This window comes from Colwellia sp. BRX8-7 (assembly GCF_014077275.1).
Classification (GTDB): domain Bacteria; phylum Pseudomonadota; class Gammaproteobacteria; order Enterobacterales; family Alteromonadaceae; genus Colwellia_A.
The window spans coordinates 166,312-188,514 of record NZ_JACGVP010000004.1; the positions used below are offsets into that span (position 1 = coordinate 166,312).

18 protein-coding genes and 1 riboswitch are annotated in these 22,203 nt (G+C 37.1%); of the genes, 5 read left to right on the forward strand and 13 right to left on the reverse strand.

The genetic code is table 11. From position 1 onward, the window contains the following. Nucleotides 1–30 precede the first annotated feature (30 nt). Nucleotides 31–963 carry a restriction endonuclease gene (locus H4J57_RS05565; protein ID WP_182242195.1) on the reverse strand — a complete coding sequence of 311 codons (933 nt, stop codon included), beginning with the start codon at nucleotides 961–963 and terminating at the stop codon, nucleotides 31–33. 273 nt (nucleotides 964–1,236) lie between these two features. Here H4J57_RS05565 and H4J57_RS05570 point away from each other — a divergent pair, with 273 nt between their 5' ends. Both H4J57_RS05570 and H4J57_RS05575 read left to right on the forward strand, forming a co-directional pair. Then, nucleotides 1,237–1,779 carry a hypothetical protein gene (locus H4J57_RS05570; RefSeq protein ID WP_182242196.1) on the forward strand — a complete coding sequence of 181 codons (543 nt, stop codon included), beginning with the start codon at nucleotides 1,237–1,239 and terminating at the stop codon, nucleotides 1,777–1,779. A 248-nt stretch (nucleotides 1,780–2,027) separates the two neighbouring features. Further along, nucleotides 2,028–2,645: a hypothetical protein gene (locus tag H4J57_RS05575; RefSeq protein ID WP_182242197.1), complete on the forward strand. Its 618-nt coding sequence runs from the start codon at nucleotides 2,028–2,030 to the stop codon at nucleotides 2,643–2,645. 122 nt (nucleotides 2,646–2,767) lie between these two features. On the opposite strand, the gene H4J57_RS05580 is transcribed toward H4J57_RS05575, so the two are convergent. The 9 genes from H4J57_RS05580 to folE2 form a co-directional block, all read right to left on the reverse strand. Then, nucleotides 2,768–3,601, reverse strand: a complete 834-nt coding sequence (locus H4J57_RS05580) for a hypothetical protein (protein WP_182242198.1) — start codon at nucleotides 3,599–3,601, stop codon at nucleotides 2,768–2,770. 13 nt (nucleotides 3,602–3,614) lie between these two features. Further along, nucleotides 3,615–3,869 (reverse strand): AlpA family transcriptional regulator, encoded by a 255-nt coding sequence (locus H4J57_RS05585; RefSeq protein ID WP_182242199.1) that lies wholly within the window; start codon nucleotides 3,867–3,869, stop codon nucleotides 3,615–3,617. Between the two features lie 48 nt (nucleotides 3,870–3,917). Beyond that, nucleotides 3,918–4,451, reverse strand: a complete 534-nt coding sequence (locus H4J57_RS05590; RefSeq protein ID WP_182242200.1) for a hypothetical protein — start codon at nucleotides 4,449–4,451, stop codon at nucleotides 3,918–3,920. Next, nucleotides 4,452–5,678, reverse strand: a complete 1,227-nt coding sequence (locus H4J57_RS05595) for a site-specific integrase (RefSeq protein ID WP_182242201.1) — start codon at nucleotides 5,676–5,678, stop codon at nucleotides 4,452–4,454. Nucleotides 5,679–5,857: 179 nt separating this feature from the next. Next, nucleotides 5,858–6,721 (reverse strand): YicC/YloC family endoribonuclease, encoded by an 864-nt coding sequence (locus H4J57_RS05600; protein WP_182242202.1) that lies wholly within the window; start codon nucleotides 6,719–6,721, stop codon nucleotides 5,858–5,860. Between the two features lie 110 nt (nucleotides 6,722–6,831). After that, nucleotides 6,832–7,590, reverse strand: coding sequence for an ABC transporter substrate-binding protein (locus H4J57_RS05605; protein WP_182242203.1), 759 nt, complete (start codon nucleotides 7,588–7,590; stop codon nucleotides 6,832–6,834). Nucleotides 7,591–7,763: 173 nt separating this feature from the next. Then, entirely contained in the window at nucleotides 7,764–9,179 is a 1,416-nt protein-coding gene (locus tag H4J57_RS05610; RefSeq protein ID WP_182242204.1) for an FAD-dependent oxidoreductase, read from the reverse strand. Between the two features lie 33 nt (nucleotides 9,180–9,212). After that, complete coding sequence (gene gltB, locus H4J57_RS05615; protein ID WP_182214605.1) at nucleotides 9,213–13,673, reverse strand: glutamate synthase large subunit; 4,461 nt, start codon at nucleotides 13,671–13,673, stop codon at nucleotides 9,213–9,215. A gap of 487 nt (nucleotides 13,674–14,160) precedes the next feature. Next, nucleotides 14,161–15,084: a GTP cyclohydrolase FolE2 gene (folE2, locus tag H4J57_RS05620; protein WP_182242205.1), complete on the reverse strand. Its 924-nt coding sequence runs from the start codon at nucleotides 15,082–15,084 to the stop codon at nucleotides 14,161–14,163. A 295-nt stretch (nucleotides 15,085–15,379) separates the two neighbouring features. On the opposite strand from folE2, the gene H4J57_RS05625 reads away from it, so the two are divergent. Then, on the forward strand, nucleotides 15,380–15,727 hold the full coding sequence (locus H4J57_RS05625; protein WP_182242206.1) for a phosphorelay protein: 348 nt from the start codon (nucleotides 15,380–15,382) through the stop codon (nucleotides 15,725–15,727). A 76-nt stretch (nucleotides 15,728–15,803) separates the two neighbouring features. Here H4J57_RS05625 and arcA read toward each other — a convergent pair whose 3' ends face one another. The 3 genes from arcA to H4J57_RS05640 form a co-directional block, all read right to left on the reverse strand. After that, on the reverse strand, nucleotides 15,804–16,505 hold the full coding sequence (gene arcA, locus H4J57_RS05630; RefSeq protein ID WP_070375514.1) for a two-component system response regulator ArcA: 702 nt from the start codon (nucleotides 16,503–16,505) through the stop codon (nucleotides 15,804–15,806). A gap of 201 nt (nucleotides 16,506–16,706) precedes the next feature. After that, entirely contained in the window at nucleotides 16,707–18,323 is a 1,617-nt protein-coding gene (locus H4J57_RS05635) for an ATP-binding protein (protein ID WP_182242207.1), read from the reverse strand. 43 nt (nucleotides 18,324–18,366) lie between these two features. Continuing rightward, nucleotides 18,367–19,401 (reverse strand): methyltransferase, encoded by a 1,035-nt coding sequence (locus tag H4J57_RS05640; RefSeq protein WP_259366802.1) that lies wholly within the window; start codon nucleotides 19,399–19,401, stop codon nucleotides 18,367–18,369. Between the two features lie 222 nt (nucleotides 19,402–19,623). On the opposite strand from H4J57_RS05640, the gene H4J57_RS05645 reads away from it, so the two are divergent. Then, on the forward strand, nucleotides 19,624–20,865 hold the full coding sequence (locus H4J57_RS05645; RefSeq protein ID WP_182242209.1) for a DsbA family protein: 1,242 nt from the start codon (nucleotides 19,624–19,626) through the stop codon (nucleotides 20,863–20,865). A 126-nt stretch (nucleotides 20,866–20,991) separates the two neighbouring features. Next, nucleotides 20,992–21,163: riboswitch (Lysine riboswitch) on the forward strand. 90 nt (nucleotides 21,164–21,253) lie between these two features. Then, a complete protein-coding gene (gene dapA / locus H4J57_RS05650; protein ID WP_182242210.1) occupies nucleotides 21,254–22,186 on the forward strand; it encodes a 4-hydroxy-tetrahydrodipicolinate synthase in 933 nt (310 codons plus the stop codon). Nucleotides 22,187–22,203 lie beyond the last annotated feature (17 nt).

Consider the following 22,203-nt stretch of genomic DNA (forward strand, 5'->3'; position numbering starts at 1 on the left):
ATTATTCTACTTTTATGTTATGGAGCAACTTTAATCTTCGATAAAGTAATCAGTGTCTAGCGTTTTAAGTTCATATACCTGCTTGGTACTAACACCTAAATTATGCTCGAGCATCAAATCGGTTAATTGATCGCCGTTTATTAAAACGATGCGTTTTTCTATCAGCGAGGTAAACGCAATCGCTTCTTTGCTAAAGGCTGAGGTAGTAATAAACACGCCCTTCTTAGCTCTATGCATGTCTAATGCGCCTGAAAAAGCTTGAATATCTGGCCTGCCAACGGTTTTATTACTGTAACGTTTAGCTTGCAGGTAAATCATTTCAAGGCCTAGTTTGTCTTCTTTTATAATGCCATCGATACCACCATCTTGAGTATACTGCGTGGCTCGACCGGCATCTTTACGAGAGCCGCCATAACCCATGGCTAACATTAAATCGACAACCAATGTTTCAAAAAACTCTGGTGATGCATTTAAAATTGCCCTGAGTATATCACTCGATAAAGCTGAGTTAATTGTATTAAATGTGTTTTCAATCGATTCATGAGGCGTTAGTTCATTTATCGAACTACTGCAGTTATCTAGGGTATTGTCGGTGATATTTTCGATTTCTGACTTTTTATTGCTACGTTGTTGGAAGGCTGAAAATTCTGGAAATTTTTTCAAATAATTATTATTAATATCTTCATTACTATTAATAGCAGATAAGCCTCGTTTAGAGATCAAACAATAGCCTCGTCTAGGTTGAGTGACTAAACCCGCCTGTACTAAGTAAGTTTTAGCCCAGCCGATGCGACCATTAACATAAGTAGATTTACCACTAGGTATTTTTAATGCTCTCTGCTCTGGGGTGAAGTTAAATTCATCACAAATTGCTTTGATTATATTTCGTAATTGATGCTCTTGACCATCGGCTAAGTACTTCAGTACATAACCCATATACGCTTGATAGTTGGGAATAGGCATGGTTACACTCAAAATTTATTATTGGAATCATGTCTACAAACATCACTGATAACTTCAAGCTGCTACTTTTTACAAGTGACCGGGGGAGAGCATTAATCCATTTTTCTGTATACAAAATGCTATAAGGGTGGTTCCTTGTCAATGCAAAATTTAACAAAAAAACAAATAAGATCAAAAGATTACTTTTTATTAAAGAAGTTCAAGCGCTAATGTTATAGAGAAAAAGTATAATTCCCCTAATACTTCATTTTATAAACGAGGTTGTTAGTTTACATGACTAAAATCGATTGGGAAAAATTGCAGCTTAAATTTTGGTTTGATCATAACCAAACAGGTATAAGCGCCAAAGGTTGGTGCAATAAGTATCAGTTAAATTACGCAACAGCTCGTCGTTATATAAAAGTAAGAGCGGTAAAAGAAAGTATTATATCGCAAGTTGAATCCAATCCAATTGTCAAAACCAGAAAAGCACCAAAGCGAAGAGGCCCACCATATGGTTCTCAAAATGCACTGAAGCATGGGGGCTATTCAAAGTATTTTTATAATGATTTTGAACAAAGAATGGAAGCAACCTCAGAAAATGATAGATTATTATTATGCAGAACTCGCATTCACAATGTGATCTTCAAAATAATTCAAATTCAAAAACATCTAGAAAAACAACCATCTGTTCAAATTACCCTTAAACTGTATGATGCTTTATTTTTTGCTGATTTGGCAATAGATAAAAATATAGCAAGGATTGAAGCTGTCACAAAAAAAGTGTCTTCAAGAAATCTTGATAATTTAAAGGGATACTTGAAAGAAATGATTTAATTAAATTACAGACTTGAAACTGTTAACTAGGGGGTTTTAATTTCAAGTACTTGAAAATATTACTTTACATTGTTTTATCTTCAGTTAAATATTATCAATGCTCTTGTGATAAAGTGCGCAATTTCACAACGAAAAAATATGTCTGCGCAACTATAAAAGTTTAGTTTATTCATTGAATAACGATAAAGCTCATAAGTTGCACAAGATAAAATCCAACTGTTATTCACCACTTATTGAGACCAAGAATAATGATTAATATAGAACGTCTATGTGTAGAGCAAGCATTAATCGTCAAGTCTAATTCAGCACGACGGCAATTAGCTGATTTATGTAAAAATGGAATACCTATTGATCACCCACTATCCGGTTTCACTATCCAAGTAGAGTGGAAAAAAGAGCTCATAAAAAAAATAATACAAACATTATTAATGCCGCTAGTCATCTTTTTATTGCTGTTAACGTTGCCAATAGCTTACATGTTCAATATATGGACTTTTCATAGAAAAAAACGCGATTTAGAAAAAGAAATTAAGTTATGTGACTTAAATTTTGAAGGTACAAATAACCTAAACATTAAAACGGTCGAATCACTTTGGGAACTTCACGGCCTTGATGATAATAAATATACTCTGGATGAGTGCATAGATCTTTTGTCGAAATGGATTAAGATTCTCTATGGGGCAGACCTAGCTATGAACATTAATATACGTCAAAGGGTAGATACTATTGCTGCGAATAGAATAGAACTAAATCGTGCTTATTATGAAAACGAAAGTGATGGCATCCATTTTCATTTTGCACCTATTTTTCCATCGATTATTGTATTAATCAGCAATGAATTGTCAGCATATGCACCTGAAGATTAAATGGCGTAATACCAAACTCTACCAAGTTAAGGGGTTTATGTATAACAGGCATGAGATAATCCCCACAGACTCATAGCATAGGCAATGTCTGTCCTAGTGTCACTTACGCTGATTAAAACAAATTAGGCTCTATCATAATCTGAAAGCCATTCTTCGTTCGTTTGATCTACTGGCCTTTTTGATTGTTTATGTAAGGCTATAACGTTACTTAATTCCGCACCTCCTTGATTACTTATACCGTACTTCATTACCTCCGTAGTTAAGTTACTTTGTAGACCTTTAGATTCATGGTGTTGTAACACATAGCTGCTTGGATAAGTTGCTTGATCTTTGCTTAGCGGTTGCTGATCGGTTGCTGATTGGTTGTTTATCATATATTGCTGGTAGGCATCGGCTATCTGTTCGCTCGAGATGCTTAGTAATGTTAATTTTTTATCTTTAAACCGGTTGTTGGATAATACTTCACCAGTAAAGTAATAACTTTTAAGTTTACCTAAGACATCATGAAAAGAACTACGACGTCTGGGTGAGGGGAAGTTGTTAATCGTCCAAAATTTATAGAAATTGGATCGTATTCCTACATTGAATTGGCCCTTGGGTAATTTTGTTCCCTTTTTACCAAACTTCGTATCGCGCTTTCTTTTAGTGTCCACATTATAAATAACACACGCATCTTCTCCTGTGACAATGTTTACAAACTGCAAGCACAAGCCGGGATAACCTTTTGTGCTTTGGTTCATACCGAAATCACCAACAGAATTACCAACATATTCAAACATTGGTATGGATGTTAACTTACAAAGTTCTCGCATGAGTGAAGAGCTATTTTCTGATAACCACTTATGGGGAACCGGTTTACCACTTTTTGACTCTATTCCAACTACACCTTTGTTGATTAATAACTTATCACCACGTAACATGAGCTTAATCAATAATTCTTCATGGGTTGTGTTCATAATGTAGCTCCGCTTATACTGCTTCGCTACGTTGTTTGATTAATGATTGAACTAGAGTTTGAAGTTCATATTTAGTGTTACCTGCTACCATTGCTTGCAAAACGGCTTGCACTTCATATTCAACGTATGCGACGCCCCTAGCGCCTAAAGCTATTGGAGGACAAAAAGCCCCTTCATTTATCCGGTTATATAATGTACTTGATGAATAGCCTGTTTGTCCTAATACTACGGACTTTTTGATGAGTCTTATAAAAGTGTTTTGGGTCATTATTGAACTTCCTGATTGGTTACTGGAGGTTCATTTAAGCATTAACTTTTATTGGTTATTACGGGGATAAATATGTGATAATTTATCCCGTAAGCCTTTACTGCTTTTTATATGGCGTTCGAATGCGCGTCTTATAGTATCGGTACTTTTACAATATTGAACTGCTACTTGCTCATAAGCTTCTGATCTTGGAAACCCTAACTCTAACAATTTCAATACATCTTTTGACCGTGTGAATTTAGCTTTTTCACTAGGTCGACCTGCTTTTTTTTCTTTTGAAACCTTTAACATTTCACACTTAATGTTTCTACTTATTAAATTGAATCGACCTAAAAGTACAGCATTAGCTAGTATCATTTGAGCGTTAAGGGGCAGCAACCCATCATTTAATAAATAAAGGGCAATTTGAAAATCTAATTCACTCCTAAAAAACGTATGAGGGGCTTTCTTGAATAAGCTAATGTCAATAAGTGAATCAGTCCATTCAATAATTAACTGGCTAGCATGTTCTAAATAATCATCAAGTTTATCGTGGTACAAAGCATATTGCCAAATCATCATCTCTTCATTGAACTGAGTCATTTAAGTTGCCTTATGTGTATTTATTAATTCGGAAACTTTAGTCGATAATAGTGTCATTGCTTCTAATCTTTCATTGAAGTAATCATGCCGATTATAGACACCTTCAATTCCTTTTATTTTATGATTAAGGCATCGCTCTGCTATGTATCCGTTTACCCCCAATGAAGCTAATAAACTGCGACAAGTTCTTCTTAAATCATGAACAGTAAAGTGAGGCATATCACCCATCAAATTAGGCGGTTGCTTTTTCTTGCCAGCTTCATGACCGAACAGTTTAGTGATTGCCCTGTTAAGTGTGTCAGCTCCCATGTATGGTTTTTTACTAGCTTTTCTATTTGGAAATACATAGTCTGAACCACACGACCTTATTTTAAGTTCATCAAGCCATTTAGTTACTTCTAATGAAAGTGGTATATTAATTGAAACACCAGATTTACTCCGTTCTGCGGGTAATGACCAAATTGCATTATCTAAATTGAATTCAGCCCAACTAGCTTCTGTTAATTCTGCTTTTCGCACACCTAAGCAAAGTAAAAGAGCACACGCTAAATAGTTCTCTCTAGCAAAACTATGATTATTTTCTTTGCAAACTTTAAAGAAAATATTGATCTCATCTAACGTAAGAAACCTGTCTTTACTTTTTTCAACGCCACCTGCATCTGATGTATTAAACGCACTAGCTGGATTAAGTTGAATGATATCTAGCTTTATTCCATGATCGAATAACTGTTTACAGTACATTAAGGTATCGTTTGCTATCGCTGGACGGTTAGTTATCACAATATTTTGTAATATTGCACGTATGTCTCTTGCGTTGATATCGCTTGGTTTAGCTTTTCCAATAGTGGGCGCTATTTCTTTTCTATAGATACGAGCTGGAATATTTGGATGCTTCAATCTTTTCTTTAAGCCTTCATGCCAATCATCAAAAAGGTCGTCCATCGTATTAAAGTTATGCTGTGATTCTCGTTGGCGGGCAAATAACGGGTCAAGTCCATTAAATTGAATACGTTTCTTTTCGGCAGCTAAGGATCTAGCTTCCGCTAATGACAACATCTGTATATTACCCAGAGTCATTTCTCTTCGCTTGCAGTTGGCTGTATATCTCAACATCCAATATGGCTTACCCGATTTTGGTACTACCAAATACAATCCATCTCCATCGGCGTAACGGGCAGAAATACCATTTACCAATGAGTTCACTTGTTTAACCGTTAACTTTCCCAAAATAGTCCCTCTAATTAAGCACCCACCAATAAATAATAAATGAAACTCTATTACTCACCATATAACCCACCAGTTACTGGTGGGTGTTGCTGGACTTGATTAAACCTTATTGGACGTATAAAAGCAAGAAAGCCCTTAGTAAATAAGAGCTTTCGTTTTTGGTTGTTTCTTGTTGTTTGTTATTCTATATTCGCGATCTGCTCTCGCATTTGCTCGATAAGTACTTTTAGTTCGACAGCTGCATTGGTGATATCAACATTAATCGATTTAGATCCTAAGGTATTCGCTTCACGATTAAATTCTTGCATCATAAAATCTAGGCGACGACCTTGTGCACCACCTTTTGTTAGGATGCTTCTTGTCTCTTTTACATGGCTAAATAGGCGATCAATTTCTTCGTCAACATCCATTTTTTGCGCAAGTAACACTAGCTCTTGTTCAACTCGGCTTGAATCAAGCTCAATTTTGGCGTCGGTGAATTTATCGGTGATCCGCTTACGCTGCCATGCAATGATTTCAGGCATAAATGCTTTTACTTTGTCTGACTGCTCAACAATACCTTCAAGGCGTTGTTCAATTAATACTTTTAAGTTTTCTCCCTCACTTGCCCGAGCATCAATAAAGTCTTTTAGCGCTTGTTCAAATCCTTCCAAAATTTCTTTTTGAATGTTGGTCATATCGGCTTCTTCAGCTTCCATGACACCAGGCCAGCGCATTATTTCTAAAGGATTTAATTGACTATTAAGTGTTTGTTCGTTTATCCAACCTGCGTGCTGCAGCAGTTGTTCAGCTAAGCCTTTATTAAGTGATAAATTGTTTTTTGCTGATGGGTTAGCATTGAAACGCAAGCTACACTCTACTTTGCCACGATTTAATTGTTTACGAAATCGCTCGCGCAATGCCGGTTCAATGCTACGAAATTGTTCTGGTAAACGGAAGTAAGTTTCCAAAAATCGTTGATTTACAGATCGAATTTCCCAAACTGCATTACCCCAATTACCTTTCACTTCAAAGCGAGAAAAAGCCGTCATACTATGGATCATATTGTTGTCCGTTTACTGAGTCTAAAAATTAAGGTAATTATGCCAAACGCGTAATCAGGTAGCTACTATATTTTATACGCTTAAAGAATGAATTTTTATTTATACGAGCGTTAATATAATTTCCATTTTTCTTTAATTTTTGCAAGTTGACCTGTGGTTACTAATTGTTGAAATGCCGTTTGGTATTTTTTTATCAATGTCGGTGACGTATCAATACTAAAGGCAATACTGAGTTTGTTATTTAAAGCGGCTACTTCGTTTAACCTTTGTAACTCACTAAAATCATAGCCAAGATTTTTAGCTCTGGTTTCTATGGTAATTTGTGTGGCAAGTATTAGGTCAACTCGATCAATAAATAACATATCCATGTTTTGTCGCTCGTTAGCAAGTTGGTAAATATTGGAGAAGCCTTGAGCGAGTAAATATTGTGCTGAATTCGAATTTCTAGAAACGGCGATCTTAAGATTTTTTAATGCGGAGACTTTATAGTTAGTTTTAGGGTAATGTTTTTTTAATCCCCAAAAATATAAGCGCTCTTCTTTAAGGGCGCCGATCCAATGAAATTTTTTATTTCTAAGCTTTGTATGTGCAATAGAGTAAATTAAAACATTAGGGTTATGAAGTGCAACTTCGTATGCCCTTGCCCAAGGCATTATCTGAATCTTAGGATGGTCTTCAGTTATTTTAAATAAAGCTTCAACGACATCGGTAGAAAAACCACCTAAGCTACCATCCGGGTTTTTAATTTGATAAGGCTCTAGAAGCTCGGTAACAACTTCAATGACTTCAGCTTTGCCATTAAACGGTACCAATAAAAGGAAAAAAGTTATTATTAAAATGGTGAGATAATTGTTAAATAATTTGATCATATATATTTTAAGTATCCGTAATATACTCGGTAGCAATACTATTTATAAACCTTAACCAAGATTTTTATTTTTATTAATATAGCTCATTTTATTTGAATGGGTGGTTATATTATTAAATTTAGGCATAAAAAAAGCAGCCTAAGCTGCTTTTTAAAATAAACGCTAGATATAGGTTAACTTAGCACAAAGTCTAAAATACCTATTGCTGCTTTGCGGCCCTGATCAACAGCTGTAACAACAAGGTCTGAACCTAGCACCATATCACCACCGGCAAAAATATTTTGTTTAGTGGTTTGTAATGCAAATTCGCTATTATCAGCGGCTAACACCAGACCACGTTTATCTATTTCAACGCCGGCATCTTTCATCCATTGTGGTGGACTAGGTAAGAAACCAAAAGCAATAACGACGGCGTCAGCTTCCATAATAAACTCACTACCCGCTATCGGTTCAGGGCTTCTTCTGCCTTTCGCATCCGCAGCGCCTAGTTGAGTTTTTACAAATTTAACACCACAGGCATTACCTTCTTTATCAACAGCAATATCAAGAGGTTGTATGTTAAATTGAAAGTTAACACCTTCTTCTTTAGCATTTTGAACCTCACGTGGTGAACCCGGCATATTGGCTTCGTCACGACGATAAGCACAGGTTACTTCGGTAGCACTTTGACGAATTGAGGTACGTACACAATCCATTGCCGTATCACCACCACCGAGTACAATGACTTTCTTATTTTCAAAACTAATAAAAGGTTTAGCATTTTCAGTAATTTTCATTAAGTTTTGTGTATTACCGATTAAGAAATCGAGTGCGGTATAAACACCAGTAGCGCCTTCGTGTTCAAAGCCACCTGTCATATCTGTGTAGGTACCGAGCGCTAAAAATACCGCGTCGTACTCTTCACTTAATGAATCAATGGTAATATCAACACCGACATTGACATTTAATCTAAATTCAATGCCCATGCCTTCAAAGATTTCACGACGCGTTTGAATAACATCTTTTTCTAGTTTGAATGATGGAATACCAAAAGTGAGCAAGCCACCTATTTGAGCATGTTTGTCGTAAACAACAGCGTCGATACCATTACGTGTTAGTACGTCAGCACAAGATAAACCTGCAGGGCCAGCACCAATAACAGCAACACGTTTGTTCACTTTTACTACGTCTGATAAGTCAGGTTTCCACCCTTGTGCAAAGGCAGTGTCGGTAATATATTTTTCGATATTACCAATAGTAACCGCACCAAAATCTTCGTTTAATGTACAGGCAGACTCACAGAGTCTATCTTGTGGACAAACACGGCCACACATTTCTGGTAAGCTATTTGTTTGATGACATAAGTCAGCAGCTTCAAAAATCTTACCTTCGGTAACCAACTCTAACCATTGTGGAATATAATTATGAACGGGGCATTGCCACTCACAATAAGGATTACCACAATCTAAACAACGATCTGCTTGGCCAGCACTTTGGTCAGTACTCAATGGCTGATAGATTTCAACAAAATTTATTTTACGTTGTTCAATCGCTTTTTTAGGCGGATCGATGCGTTTAACATCGATAAACTGATAAACATTTTTACTCATACTGTTTTCCCTTAATTCGCATTCTCGACACGACTACTGTGCTTGAACGCGAAGTTCAGCAGATGAACGACTACGATGACCTAATAAGGTTTTAACATCGGTTGCCGTAGGTTTAACTAATTTAAATCGTGGTGCGTAAGCATCAAAGTCAGCTAATATTTCTTGAGCGCGTGCACTACCTGTTTCATCAAAATGTTGGTTAATAATACCGCGTAAATGTTCTTGATGAATAGTCAGATCACTTATTGGTAATAATTCGATAGATTCGCTATTTAAGCGGACATCTAAATCACCTGATTCATCAAACACATAAGCAAAACCACCTGTCATACCGGCACCAAAGTTTACACCAACTTGCCCAAGAATGGTCACTATGCCACCCGTCATGTATTCACAAGCATGATCACCAGTGCCTTCAATTACGGCATGAGCACCCGAGTTACGCACCGCAAAGCGCTCACCCGCACGGCCACAGCCATAAAGTCTGCCACCGGTTGCGCCATATAAACAAGTATTACCCATAATCATGGTTTTATGGCTTAAATACTCAACACCTTTAGGTGGCTTGATGGTTAGCTTACCGCCAGTCATTCCTTTACCAACGTAATCATTGGCATCACCGGTTAGGGTCATTTCTAAGCCACCGGCATTCCAAACACCAAAACTTTGGCCAGCTGTGCCATTAAGATAAATTTTAATAGGAGATGACGCCATCCCTTGGTCACCATGATGACGAGCAATTTCACCCGATAATGATGCACCGACAGAACGATCAGTGTTTTGTATAGAAAAACGGAACTCACCGCCTGCGCTGTGTGAAACAGCATCAGTACAAGCCGCCAATATTTCTTTATTTAATACGCCTTTGTCAAAGGGCTCATTTCCTTCTGTTTGATAAAGAGCTGTATCAGCACCTGCTACAACAGGTGCAATAATAGGTGATAAATCTAATTTTTGCTGCTTAGCTGTTAAACCTGTCAATTGAACTAATAGGTCGGTTCGACCAATTATCGCTGTTAAGCTTTCGACCCCTAAACGGGCTAAAATTTCACGTACCTCTTGGGCAATAAACTTAAAGTAGTTCATTACTTGCTCAGGTAAACCTTTAAAGAATTTTTCACGTAAAACATCGTCTTGTGTTGCAACACCTGTAGCACAATTATTTAAATGACAGATACGTAAGAATTTACAGCCCAGAGTGACCATAGGCGCGGTACCAAAACCAAAGCTTTCTGCGCCTAAAATTGCCGCTTTAACAATATCGATACCAGTTTTTAATCCGCCGTCAACTTGTAAACGTACTTTATGACGCAAACCGTTAGTCACTAATGACTGGTGTGCTTCGGCTAAACCTAACTCCCATGGACAACCGGCATACTTAACTGAACTCAATGGACTAGCTGCAGTACCGCCGTCGTAACCTGAAATGGTAATAAAATCGGCGTAAGCTTTAGCAACACCAGAAGCAATAGTGCCAACACCAGGTCCTGAAACCAGTTTTACTGAAATAACCGCTTTAGGGTTAACTTGTTTTAAATCGAAAATAAGCTGAGCTAAATCTTCAATTGAATAAATATCATGATGTGGTGGTGGAGAAATCAAGGTCACACCGGGTACTGAAAAGCGCAACTTAGCAATTAACGGTGAAACCTTATCACCGGGTAATTGACCACCTTCGCCGGGTTTTGCACCTTGAGCGACTTTTATTTGTAGTACATCGGCATTAACTAAGTAATGCGGTGTCACCCCAAATCGGCCAGAAGCAATTTGTTTGATACGTGAATTTTTTACGGTACCAAAGCGGCGTTCGTCTTCACCCCCTTCACCTGAATTTGAATAACCGCCTAAACGATTCATGGCAATTGCCAATGCTTCATGAGCTTCAGGGCTTAATGCACCAATAGACATAGCGGCACTATCAAAGCGTTTAAACATTTCAGTATCAGGTTCTACTTTGCTGATATCTATGGCTTGGGTATCTTCTTTAAAGCCCAATAGGTCACGTAACGTTGCCACTGGGCGATTATTTACTTGATCGGCAAACAGGCGGTAATCTGCATAATCGCCAGATTGAACTGCTTTTTGTAAGTAAGTTACGACATCAGGGTTATAAGCGTGGTATTCACCGCCATGTACATACTTAAGTAAGCCGCCGTGATTGACTTTTTGATGAGCTAAAAAGGCTTTACGAGCAAGGTTAATATTGTCTTGTTCTATGTCTGAAAAATCAGCGCCTTGAATACGACTTGGTAAATCAGGGAAGCATATTTGCATGATATTTTGATGCAAACCAATCACTTCAAACAAACCTGCACAACGGTAGCTGGCGATTGTTGAAATACCCATCTTAGATAATATTTTCAACAAGCCTTTATTAATGCCATCACGATAGTTCATTACAGCTTGACGCGCCGTTAACTCAATTTGTCCTTGTTCAACTAATTGCTCAATTGTCTCAAAAGCAAGATAAGGATAAACAGCGGTAGCGCCTAAACCTAGTAACACAGCAAAGTGATGTGAATCTCTTGCCGATGCCGTTTCAACAATTATATTTGAGTCACAACGTAATTGTGTTTCAACTAAGCGTTGTTGTACTGCGCCAACTGCCATCGCTGCAGGTATAGGTAAAAACCCTTTATCAATTTGACGGTCTGAAAGTATTAAAATAACGGTGTTTTTATCACGAACTAATGTTTCGGCTTCATCACATAAACGAATAATAGCCGCTTCTAAACCTTCTTCTGTGCGGTAATTTAAGTTCAGTGTGTCGCTGCGGTAATGCTCAGGGGCAAGTTCACGTAGCTGCTTTAATCCGGTATACATTAAGATAGGTGTTGCAAACAAAATTCTGTCGGCATGGCCTGTTGTTTCGTTAAAAACATTATGTTCACGACCAATGCAGGTACCCAGCGACATAACATAGCGTTCACGTAATGGATCTATGGGGGGATTTGTTACCTGAGCAAATTGCTGGCGGAAATAATCATAAATTGTACGAGGTTGGCTTGAAAGTACTGCCATAGGGGTGTCATCGCCCATAGAACCCGTTGCTTCCATGCCATTTTCAGCCAATGTTTTCACAATTTGATGAATTTCTTCGTAACTGTAATTAAACATTTTATGGTATTGCGATAGGCCTTTATCATCAAAAATACGCTTACCAATAAGTTCGGCATCGAGTTGATGAAAGGGTACTAAACGGCGGATGTTCTTATCCAACCATTCACGGTAAGGATGGCGAACTTTTAGTTCTTCATCAATATCGGTAGAAGTGAATATTTTACCGGTGTAAGTATCAATGGCAAGCATTTCACCTGGGCCAACACGACCTTTTTCGACCACTTCATCTTCACCGTAATCCCAAATACCTACTTCAGAGGCAAGGGTGATAAAACCATCACGAGTAATAACATAACGAGCAGGACGTAAGCCGTTTCTGTCTAAATTACAGGCAACATGGCGACCATTGGTAACCACAACGCCGGCTGGGCCGTCCCATGGTTCCATATGCATAGAATTAAATTCGTAAAACGCTTTTAAGTCTTCATCCATTAACGGACTATTTTGCCAAGCAGGTGGCATTAATAAACGCATACCTCGGTATAAATCCATACCGCCAGCAAGGAATAATTCAAGCATGTTATCTAGTGATGATGAGTCAGAACCACTTTCATTAACAAAGGGCGCAGCATCTTGAAGATCGGGTAATAAAGGTGATTTAAAGATGTGGGTACGGGCACGACTCCACTGTCGGTTACCTTTAATTGTATTAATTTCACCGTTATGAGCCAAATAACGAAAAGGCTGTGCTAAATGCCATTGTGGAGAAGTATTGGTTGAAAAACGTTGATGAAAAACACAAATGGCCGTTTGCATGCGAATATCAGCAAGGTCTAAATAAAAGTTAGGTAAGTCTACCGGCATCATTAAGCCTTTATAGATAGTTACCAAGCACGACAAACTTGCCACATAAAAAACGCTATCTTCAATGCGTTTTTCTGCACGACGACGTGCCATAAATAAGCGGCGTTCTAAATCTCGATTTCTCCAGCCCGGAGGAGCATCAACAAAAACCTGCTCTATTTGCGGCATGTTATTGACAGCCGTTTCACCTAGCATAGAAGTATCAGTAGGCACTATGCGCCAGCCAATAAGTGTTAGGGTTTCACGCGCTAACTCTTCTTCAAGAATCTTTTTACTTAAAGCGGCTTGAATAGGGTCAGGATTGAGGAAAATCATACCTACAGCGTATTTTTTGCCAAGCTTCCAGTTGTTTTCTTCGGCAATAGCTCGAAAGAAGGTATCAGGTTTTTGCATCAACAAGCCACAACCGTCACCTGTTTTACCATCAGCAGCAATACCGCCACGATGTTGCATGCGATCAAGGGCATGAATTGCCGTTTTTACTAGTTTATGACTTGCTTCACCTTGTTGGTGAGCAATTAAGCCGAATCCGCAGTTGTCTTTTTGAACGCTGTGATCGTAAAGCATGATGTTATTTTCTCCTCAGGAAATAACCACTTGAGCACAGAGAACATGTTAAAGGAATAAAGTTATACAAATAATGCATAAATACTCTGTTTTCACTCAGGTGGAACCCTTCACATTAAACACTTATCGATAAAAGGTCAATCAAAATAGAGTATTTGCTCGTAGTTTTTGTACATTAGTGTAACTATATGTTTTTATTGGTTATTGCTTGTCTAGGTTGGTTTTGTTGATTTAATCGCCTATTTTTTAAGCTGTTATCAATAGCTTTTAGCGAGTTGAGAATGATTTTTGTTTACTTTGTTGTAATTTAATTACATTTTTATTTTTATGACGAGATATGCTGAGATATGTTAATTTTAGCTGTTATTCATCTTTTATTCATTGATGTATGTACAAGATGGTGGAGAATACGCTGAAAATTCATCAATAAAAAAGCCAGTAATTACTGGCTTTAATACTAACTTACTTTTTGTAATTGAATATCAATAGCTTAGGGTTGGTAGCCACCCTCAATGCCTTTAGTCGTAATACTTACCGCATCGTGGGCATGTAAAGATTCAAGGTGGTTGATACGTAGCCAAAAGTCGTCATATCCAGCAGTATTATTCATTGCGTGTTGTAAACGACGAGCGGCGTCTTCACAAAACATTAAGTTTTGACCATTCAGTAGCGCAAATTCTTGTTCATCTTCTCTTTTTACTGCGGCTTGAACGGGTGTCTTTAAAGAGCCTTCAATAATATCGACTAATGCAGTAATAGGGAATTCACTAATGTTGGCATTTAACTTTACTTTTAATTCAGCAACTGAGCGTTGACTATGAGGTGTAGCAACAATACCTTCAGTTGTACCCAGCCACTCATGAATTGAGTCTAAATCGGCTTCTTGGCCATTAAACTTCTCTTTAAAAGCTTTTTGGATTAACTGTCGAGCAAGGGCGGCAGAACAAGGACAAGTTGATGAATATCTAACATCAACTGCTAGCTCTATATCGAGTTTACCTTTATTTAAGCGACCGGTTAATGTTACTGGGTATGCTTTCCAGCCTTGCTTACCACTGATTAATGATTTTCTTCTTAAGTGATAGTCGAAGCGGAACTGCACTTTAGCATTATCGCTAAGATCGTGGTGACTACTGATAAAACCACTGAGTAAAGTGACCAAGCTTTGAAAGTCTAAAGTATTACTGGTTGAAAGTTCATCAAGCAGTAAATACAAGCGAGACATATGAATGCCTTTTGCTTGTGGTTCTTTTAAGTTTACAAACGCGTCAATAAAAGTAGAAACCATTCGCTCATTCTCACCTTGCGAAGCAACCATCATCGGCATTTCTATATTACTCATTCCAACCCAATCGAGGGTACCTTCGGTTTGAGCTGTGGTGTGGTTGGCGATATCAGGCATTAATGTGGACATTTCTACTCCAGTATTTCTAACACGCTATGTAAAGGGCTTTTTGAAACTTCAGTACATAACAAACTTATTAAGGGCGCGTATTCTAACGTATATTTCCTTGTAGATATAGCGACAGTTCTTTTTTAAGTTACTGAGCAAGATAACTTATTGAAACGCTCTGTATTCATATGGTTTTATGCTTTTCAAATGACTTTGAAGTAATCTAGATGAAAGGCATTTGTTTAATGACATCGGCGTTGATATTGTTACAATGAAGAAAATTACGCCACGATAATTATAATTTAAGGTAGGTTTTGTGAATTATACCGAACAGTTAGATGTTAATTTATTAGATGGATACTTGGATAGCTTAGGACAAGATATTGTGCAACAGATGTTGGACTTATATATTGAGCAATCAGTGACCTATATTGAAGACATTATCGATTCGATTGCACAAGAGTCACAAGTATTATGGCAAGAACGTTGCCATAAAATGAAAGGTGCAACTGGCAGTGTTGGTTTGTTAACCGCTCATGCTAAGTTGGTGGCAATTGAAAAATTACCCGGGCAATGGCCAGAAAAATCAGCCTTTATCTCTGAGTTGAATGAGATAAATAAAAATGCCGTTACTGCTTTTAAAGTATGGTTAGACTCAAAATAACCATGATTTAAGACAATTAAAAAAGGGGAAGCAATTATTGCTTCCCCTTTTTTAATTATTTATTGTTAAAGCGCGCTTAATCTACAGAGCCAATAAAACGATATCCTTCACCGTGAATGGTATTAATTAATTCAGCAGCGTCAGGTACCGATTCAAAATGTTTGCGTAAACGCCTAATCGTTACATCAACGGTACGGTCATTTGAGCGAAGGTCACGCCCGGTCATTTCTTTAATCAATTGCTGGCGAGTAACAATTTGGCCCGTGTTTTCAATTAATAAACGTAGAGCGCGATATTCGCCGCGAGGTATAGATAAAACTTGCCCGTCAGGTGCGGTCATTTTTCTTGAATTACCATCGAGTGACCATTTATTGAAAGTGATCACTGCTTTTTCAATTTCATTCTTTGTCTGACCAATTCGGTTAAGAATGTTTCGAGCTCGAATTGTTAATTCACGTGGGTTAAATGGTTTTGTTAAATAGTCATCAGCACCAATTTCTAAACCAAGTATCTTATCTATATCACTATCACGACCGGTAAGAAATATTAACCCTAGCTCGTTGTTGCTGGTTAATTCTCTTGCCAATAATAAGCCATTTTTACCCGGAAGGTTAATATCCATGATGACTAAATTAATGGTGTTTTTTTGTAATTGAGTATCCATGCTCTCACCGTCTGTAGCCTCTGATACTTGATAGCCTTCTGCTTCAAACAAGTTACGTAGGTTAAAGCGTGTAACATCTTCGTCTTCTACGATAAGTATGTGAGGTTTTTGCATGTTTTTTTTTCCATTCTTTATGTATTTAGCAATAATGTTTACGGTATGTTAGTTATAGCTGAAAATTATATTAACGCTATGTTACTAATGCTTATTTTGTTAATTATTTATACAATTATTAGTATGGTATAGAACCACTAACTAAAAAACAATCAAGTTTGTTAGTTTCTTCTTATTCAACAAATATTTATCAGCACAGCTTTAATCTTCTTTAATGACTTGTGTTGGGATAATAATTTTGAAATTAACCCCTTTTTCAATTTCACTAATAAAGGATATTTTTCCACCTAGTGCTTGTGTGACTAAATTATACACCAGATGTAAGCCCAAGCCACTGCCACCCGAACCCCTTTTTGTGGTGGTGAAAGGCTCAAAAATTTTATTCATAATAGAAGGCTCAATACCCCTACCGTCGTCCTGATAGTCAATAGTAAGCATATCGCTAGAAATACTAGTCTGTATGGTAATTACACCATGGTCTCTGTCATCAAAGCCATGATTAATAGAATTTTGTATTAAATTAATAATTATTTGATTGATAGGACCGGGTTTGCTTTTTATGACGAGTTCGTTTGGACAGTCCACATTAATAATAAAAGGTAACTTTTTAATTTGTGGGGCTAACGTTAATAATATGTCGTCAAACAAATTTTTAATATTGAATGTTCGTGCTTCCTCACTTGATTGGTCAACGGCAACTTTTTTGAAACTGGCAATTAATTCTGCAGCGCGTTTCAAGTTACGGTAAATAATTGCGGTATTTTCTTCACCTTCAACAAGAAACTTTTTCAATTGACTTGATTTTAAGGTTTTATCATCAAAAGCTTTTTTTATTTCTAATAAGCGATCCGATAATAATGTTGAAGCTGTAACGCCTAAACCTATCGGTGTATTTACTTCATGAGCGACACCGGCAACCATATCGCCTAACGAAGCCATTTTCTCACTTTCAACAAGTTGCCCTTGAAACTGATGCAATTTTTCTAATGTTGAAAGTAATTCATTATTTGAATCCTTCAAGGCTTGGGTACGTTTATTGACTTTATTTTCAAGATCTTTGTTTTGCTGATAAGTGAGTTGCTTGGCATCTGAGAGTTTAGCAAGTTGTGTTTCAGCTCTATTGAGTACAATGTTTATGTTGCGCGCTAGAATATCGAGCTCTTTAAAAGGCATTTGTTCAATGCGTAAATTGAACTGTTTATGTTTCGAAATATCTTGTACTTTATTTGCCATATCTGACATAGGAATGGTAATAAAGCGGTTGAGTATTATTGTTATTAAAAGCGTCACTAAAATAAGCATGAAAATAATGACGCTATAACGCAAGAACATGTTGTTTGTTATACGTTTAATATAGTCAGTACCAACTTGTATATAAACGTAGCCAACTTTTTTATCTTGCTGGGTAATGGGTACCATAAGCTCTATAATATAAGTACTTATCTTTACTGAAGATAACTCCATTATTTTATCTGTTTTTTCAAGTATAGGTGAGCTCATACTTTTATTATAGTTCGCAAAAAACACTATGCCTTCAGGCTCAGGGGACACTTTATAAATATGAACGTGGTTAATATAAGGGACAGATTTAAGCATGGATAAATAATGATCAGTTAACAGCATTTTATCATTAACAAGATTGGTGCTGCTGGCATTAGCGATAAGCTCGGCCCAATATTTTGTATTAGTCGCTGCGTCTTCTTTTGTATCTTCAATAAATGAATTAGCGATGATAAAAGAAGAAAGAGTAACAAACAATACAATGAAACCGATGATCATAATCATCAGTTTTTTCTTTAATGAGTGAATGCGTTTCATTTTTTCCATATATTTATAGTAACTTAAATTTTATATTGAGCAATTAAATTGAACAATGATAAAGAGAAAAACCCTTTTGCTTAGCTAAAATTTGTGTTCTACCAATCGCCTCTTCCATGATGGGTTGATAACGGAGAAAACTATTTGCCACCACAGTGACTTGTCCTTTCGGTTTTAAATGGGGTTTTATTTTTGAAAGGAATGTCTCTGTTGCTTGATAATTGGTTTTAAGGCCCTGATGAAAGGGTGGATTTGAAATAACGTAATCGTACTTACCTTTTACATCTGACAAGCTATCTGATGGAAAAACGTGGCCAGTTAAATTATTTAATTTCAATGTTGCTTGCGCTGAATATAATGCTAAGGAACTGACATCAAGTAAGTGTAACTTAATCTCAGGAAAAACTTTACCCAAGTAACTGGCTATGACTCCGGCACCACAGCCAAAATCGAGTAGCTCGCCGGTAATTTTCTTTGGTAAATTTTCCAACAATACCTGAGTGCCAATGTCGAGGCCGTTTTGACTGAATACACCAGGCAAGGCAACCACATCTACACTTGTGTCTTTAATCATAAAAGAATATGGCTTTAGCCAGTTGTCTAAGATAAAAGACTCTTGCGTCGCAAGTATATTGCTTGCGAATAATAAGCAATGGCGAGCAGCATCAATTTTTGCACAATCGCCAAGCTGTTGTTCGGTCAACTTTGCTAATGACTTAATACCGCTTTTATTCTCACCGACAACCAAAACTAAACATTCATTTGCTATCGAGTCTTTTATCATCGCGAGCATAAAAGTTAACTCGGCCTTACTTTTAGGAAACTGAATAATCACTAAGTCGTGGGCAGTCTTACTTTGATAATAGACATTAAATACCGCAGTCATTTGAGTGAGGTCTAATCGTTTGGCTTGTAAATGTGATTGATAATTCGTGTTATAACATGTCATCACTGCTTGAGGGTGAAGTGCATGGTATTCTTCAAAAAAATCGTCAATAGGTAAGTTGATAAATAATGGCGCTTTTGCTTTTAGTAAATCGGGATTACGCAGCAATAATTGATTGATGTTATCTAACAAAGTTATTCTCAAATAATTGGGTTATGGCATTCATAAATATATAACTTATACCCTAAATTAATTAACGGTATTTTATACGCTTAACGAAAAGATATGTTTATAATAGCCGCTATTCTACGTGAATATTATTATCATGTCAGAAAGGCGAATAATAAATTTGCAAATCACCATATAAAATTCAGGGAGTGGGTTATTTTTACTAAATTTTTTACTTGGTTTAAAGTGAAACTAATACGCAGTGATAAGCGTGCATGGTTATTAAAATTTCGCTATTTTACCGTCCCTAACTGGTTTAGAAAAACACCTGTCGCTGAAGTTTACTTAGCACTTAATGACCCTTATAGCTTTATGCTGATTCAAGTGTTACCAGAGCTAGAGCAACGTTTCAATATTCAATTTAAATTGTTCTTAGTCTATGAAAGTGTTCCAGGGGTAACTATCGATCCCAAATTAATGCGCACTTGGGCAATAAAAGATGCCAACTTTATTGCTGATCAATATCAATTGAAAAACATAACGCAACGACCGACTCAAGAATCACTCTTTACTGGTCAGCAAATGTGGCAGTTGCGACCTAAAACACTCGATAATGCTTGGCAACTCTTTCAACAGACTTGGTCGAATGATTTTGATTACTACTATCATGCTTCTACACCGGTAATAAATTATCAAATTAAAAATTTAATACGTTTAGTTAAACAAGGGCATTACTTACCTTCGTCTATTTTTATTGCGGGGCAATGGTTTGTTGGTATTGATAGGCTTGAACATCTAGAAAAACGTTTGGCTGACTTTGGTTTAGCAAAAGATGACAGTGTTGCTGTTTATCAAAAAAATAAATTAGTCTTTGCTGAGCAACAAGTGAAAGATAATGCAGCTGACATCGCTGACACGAAAATATTAGAAGCCTTTATTTCATTACGAAGCCCTTATTCTTACATTGGTTTATTACAAGCAGAAAAGTTAAGTCAGCATTATCAGATCCCTTTAAAGATAAAGCCGTTATTACCTTTGATTATGCGGGGGTTAACCACGACAGAAAATAAAGAACGTTATGCTGTTTTTGATGCCAGTCGTGAAGCTAAAAAACTTAATATTCCTTTTACCGGTATTGCAGATCCTTTAGGGCAAGGTATTTTTAATGCTTTTCAAATTTTTTCGTATGCAGAACAACAAAATAAAGAACTCGATTTTATTAAGTCTGCGTTTAAGGCCATTTATGTTGACGGTTTAGACTTATCAAATAAATCGGTAATCGAATCTTTATGTCAGCAGCATAAAATCAATTATCTACAAGCGTTAGAATATAATAATGAACATGACTGGCAACAATGGTCTGATACCAACCAAAGTACTTTAGATGGCATGGGGTTATGGGGAGCGCCTTGTTTTCGATTTCAAAATGTTATTTGTTGGGGGCAAGACCGCTTGGCACAAATTGAACAAGCGATCATTGTTTCATAAGATATAATATATCCGTATTATCTTCATTTAGAACACTATTGACTCAACATTAGAATAAATGTTCTAATGTTGCTGTCCTGAATTCAATAAAGTTTTGTTTTTTCAAACAAGCGAAACTTATGATAAAGGGCCAGAAGAGGAGCATTAACCAGGTAGTTATCATAAAGAGATCAAGCTCTAATGATTGGTAACGAGGGGGATTAATGCCGAGGTAAGTAATTTTTTGATAATTTACTTATCGGTTGTTTGGGTTGAATCCTAACAATTGTCACCAACTTGGTGGGGAGCTTCTGGCCTTTGTAAAGCCTAATGCTCTTCACATAAGTGATTGTTATCTTGGTTATTACAAACGCCTAAAAGTTCTCCGAACGAACAGAGTTCGAGAGAAATGAATCAAATAAAACTATCAAAAAAAATTAGCTTAACAGCTAACCCAACGCTTCATCATACTATTTTATGGACCGCATTAATTACGCCATTACTTGATGATGGTCAAATCGATTTTCCAAGCCTCAAACAATTAGCTATTAGTCAGTCTGACGCCGGTAATGGTATTGTCTTGCTAGGTAGTACAGGAGAGGGCCTGGCCTTAACATCGCAAGAGCAAGTTAAGATTGTTGAATTCGTTTGCCAATTATCACTAAGCGCACCTTTAATGGTTGCTGTTGGCGGTTATCAGTTAACCGAGCAAATTAATTGGATAACAGCTTGTAATAAATTACCTATTTCAGCCTACTTACTTGGTAGTCCCATTTACGCAAAGCCGGGTGTGATAGGTCAAACGCAATGGTTTAGTGCCTTACTTGATGCCGCCAACTTCCCCTGTATGTTATATAACGTCCCCTCTCGTAGCGGTGTTTCTATTGCTATTGAAACTTTACAGGCGGTGCAAAATCATCAGTATTGTTGGGCGTTAAAAGAAGCCAGTGGCGATTTAAATCAGGTACTCGCCTATCGCCAGTATTGTCCAGATATTGCCCTATATAGTGGTGAAGACGCCATGAAGCCTTACTTAGCACAAGCAGGTGTAAAAGGGTTAGTTTCGGTTTGTAGTAATGTCTGGCCGGCAGCGACTCATCAATACGTCGAGCTATCACTAGCTGGTGAGACTCAAGGTTTATTTCCACTTTGGCAAAATGCGGTCGATGAGCTTTTTCAGGTGGCAAGTCCCATACCCGTAAAAGTATTAATGCACCAAAATAAAATGATCAACACTCCCTTTTTACGTGCGCCGTTAACCCATTTAGAACTTAACGACTGCAACTCGCTGTTAGCATCAGATAAATTAATTAATCAATGGCTTGAAACTCAAGCTAAGTGATCCCTTTAAGTATTAAC

Coding starts and splice junctions, on each gene's coding strand:
- H4J57_RS05605 (WP_182242203.1), bottom strand. CDS start 7,590: ATGATCAAATTATTTAACAATTATCTCACCATTTTAATAATAACTTTT.
- H4J57_RS05570 (WP_182242196.1), top strand. CDS start 1,237: ATGACTAAAATCGATTGGGAAAAATTGCAGCTTAAATTTTGGTTTGAT.
- H4J57_RS05635 (WP_182242207.1), bottom strand. CDS start 18,323: ATGAAACGCATTCACTCATTAAAGAAAAAACTGATGATTATGATCATC.
- H4J57_RS05575 (WP_182242197.1), top strand. CDS start 2,028: ATGATTAATATAGAACGTCTATGTGTAGAGCAAGCATTAATCGTCAAG.
- H4J57_RS05600 (WP_182242202.1), bottom strand. CDS start 6,721: ATGATCCATAGTATGACGGCTTTTTCTCGCTTTGAAGTGAAAGGTAAT.
- H4J57_RS05585 (WP_182242199.1), bottom strand. CDS start 3,869: ATGACCCAAAACACTTTTATAAGACTCATCAAAAAGTCCGTAGTATTA.
- arcA (WP_070375514.1), bottom strand. CDS start 16,505: ATGCAAAAACCTCACATACTTATCGTAGAAGACGAAGATGTTACACGC.
- H4J57_RS05580 (WP_182242198.1), bottom strand. CDS start 3,601: ATGAACACAACCCATGAAGAATTATTGATTAAGCTCATGTTACGTGGT.
- H4J57_RS05565 (WP_182242195.1), bottom strand. CDS start 963: ATGCCTATTCCCAACTATCAAGCGTATATGGGTTATGTACTGAAGTAC.
- dapA (WP_182242210.1), top strand. CDS start 21,254: ATGAATCAAATAAAACTATCAAAAAAAATTAGCTTAACAGCTAACCCA.
- H4J57_RS05610 (WP_182242204.1), bottom strand. CDS start 9,179: ATGAGTAAAAATGTTTATCAGTTTATCGATGTTAAACGCATCGATCCG.
- folE2 (WP_182242205.1), bottom strand. CDS start 15,084: ATGTCCACATTAATGCCTGATATCGCCAACCACACCACAGCTCAAACC.
- H4J57_RS05590 (WP_182242200.1), bottom strand. CDS start 4,451: ATGACTCAGTTCAATGAAGAGATGATGATTTGGCAATATGCTTTGTAC.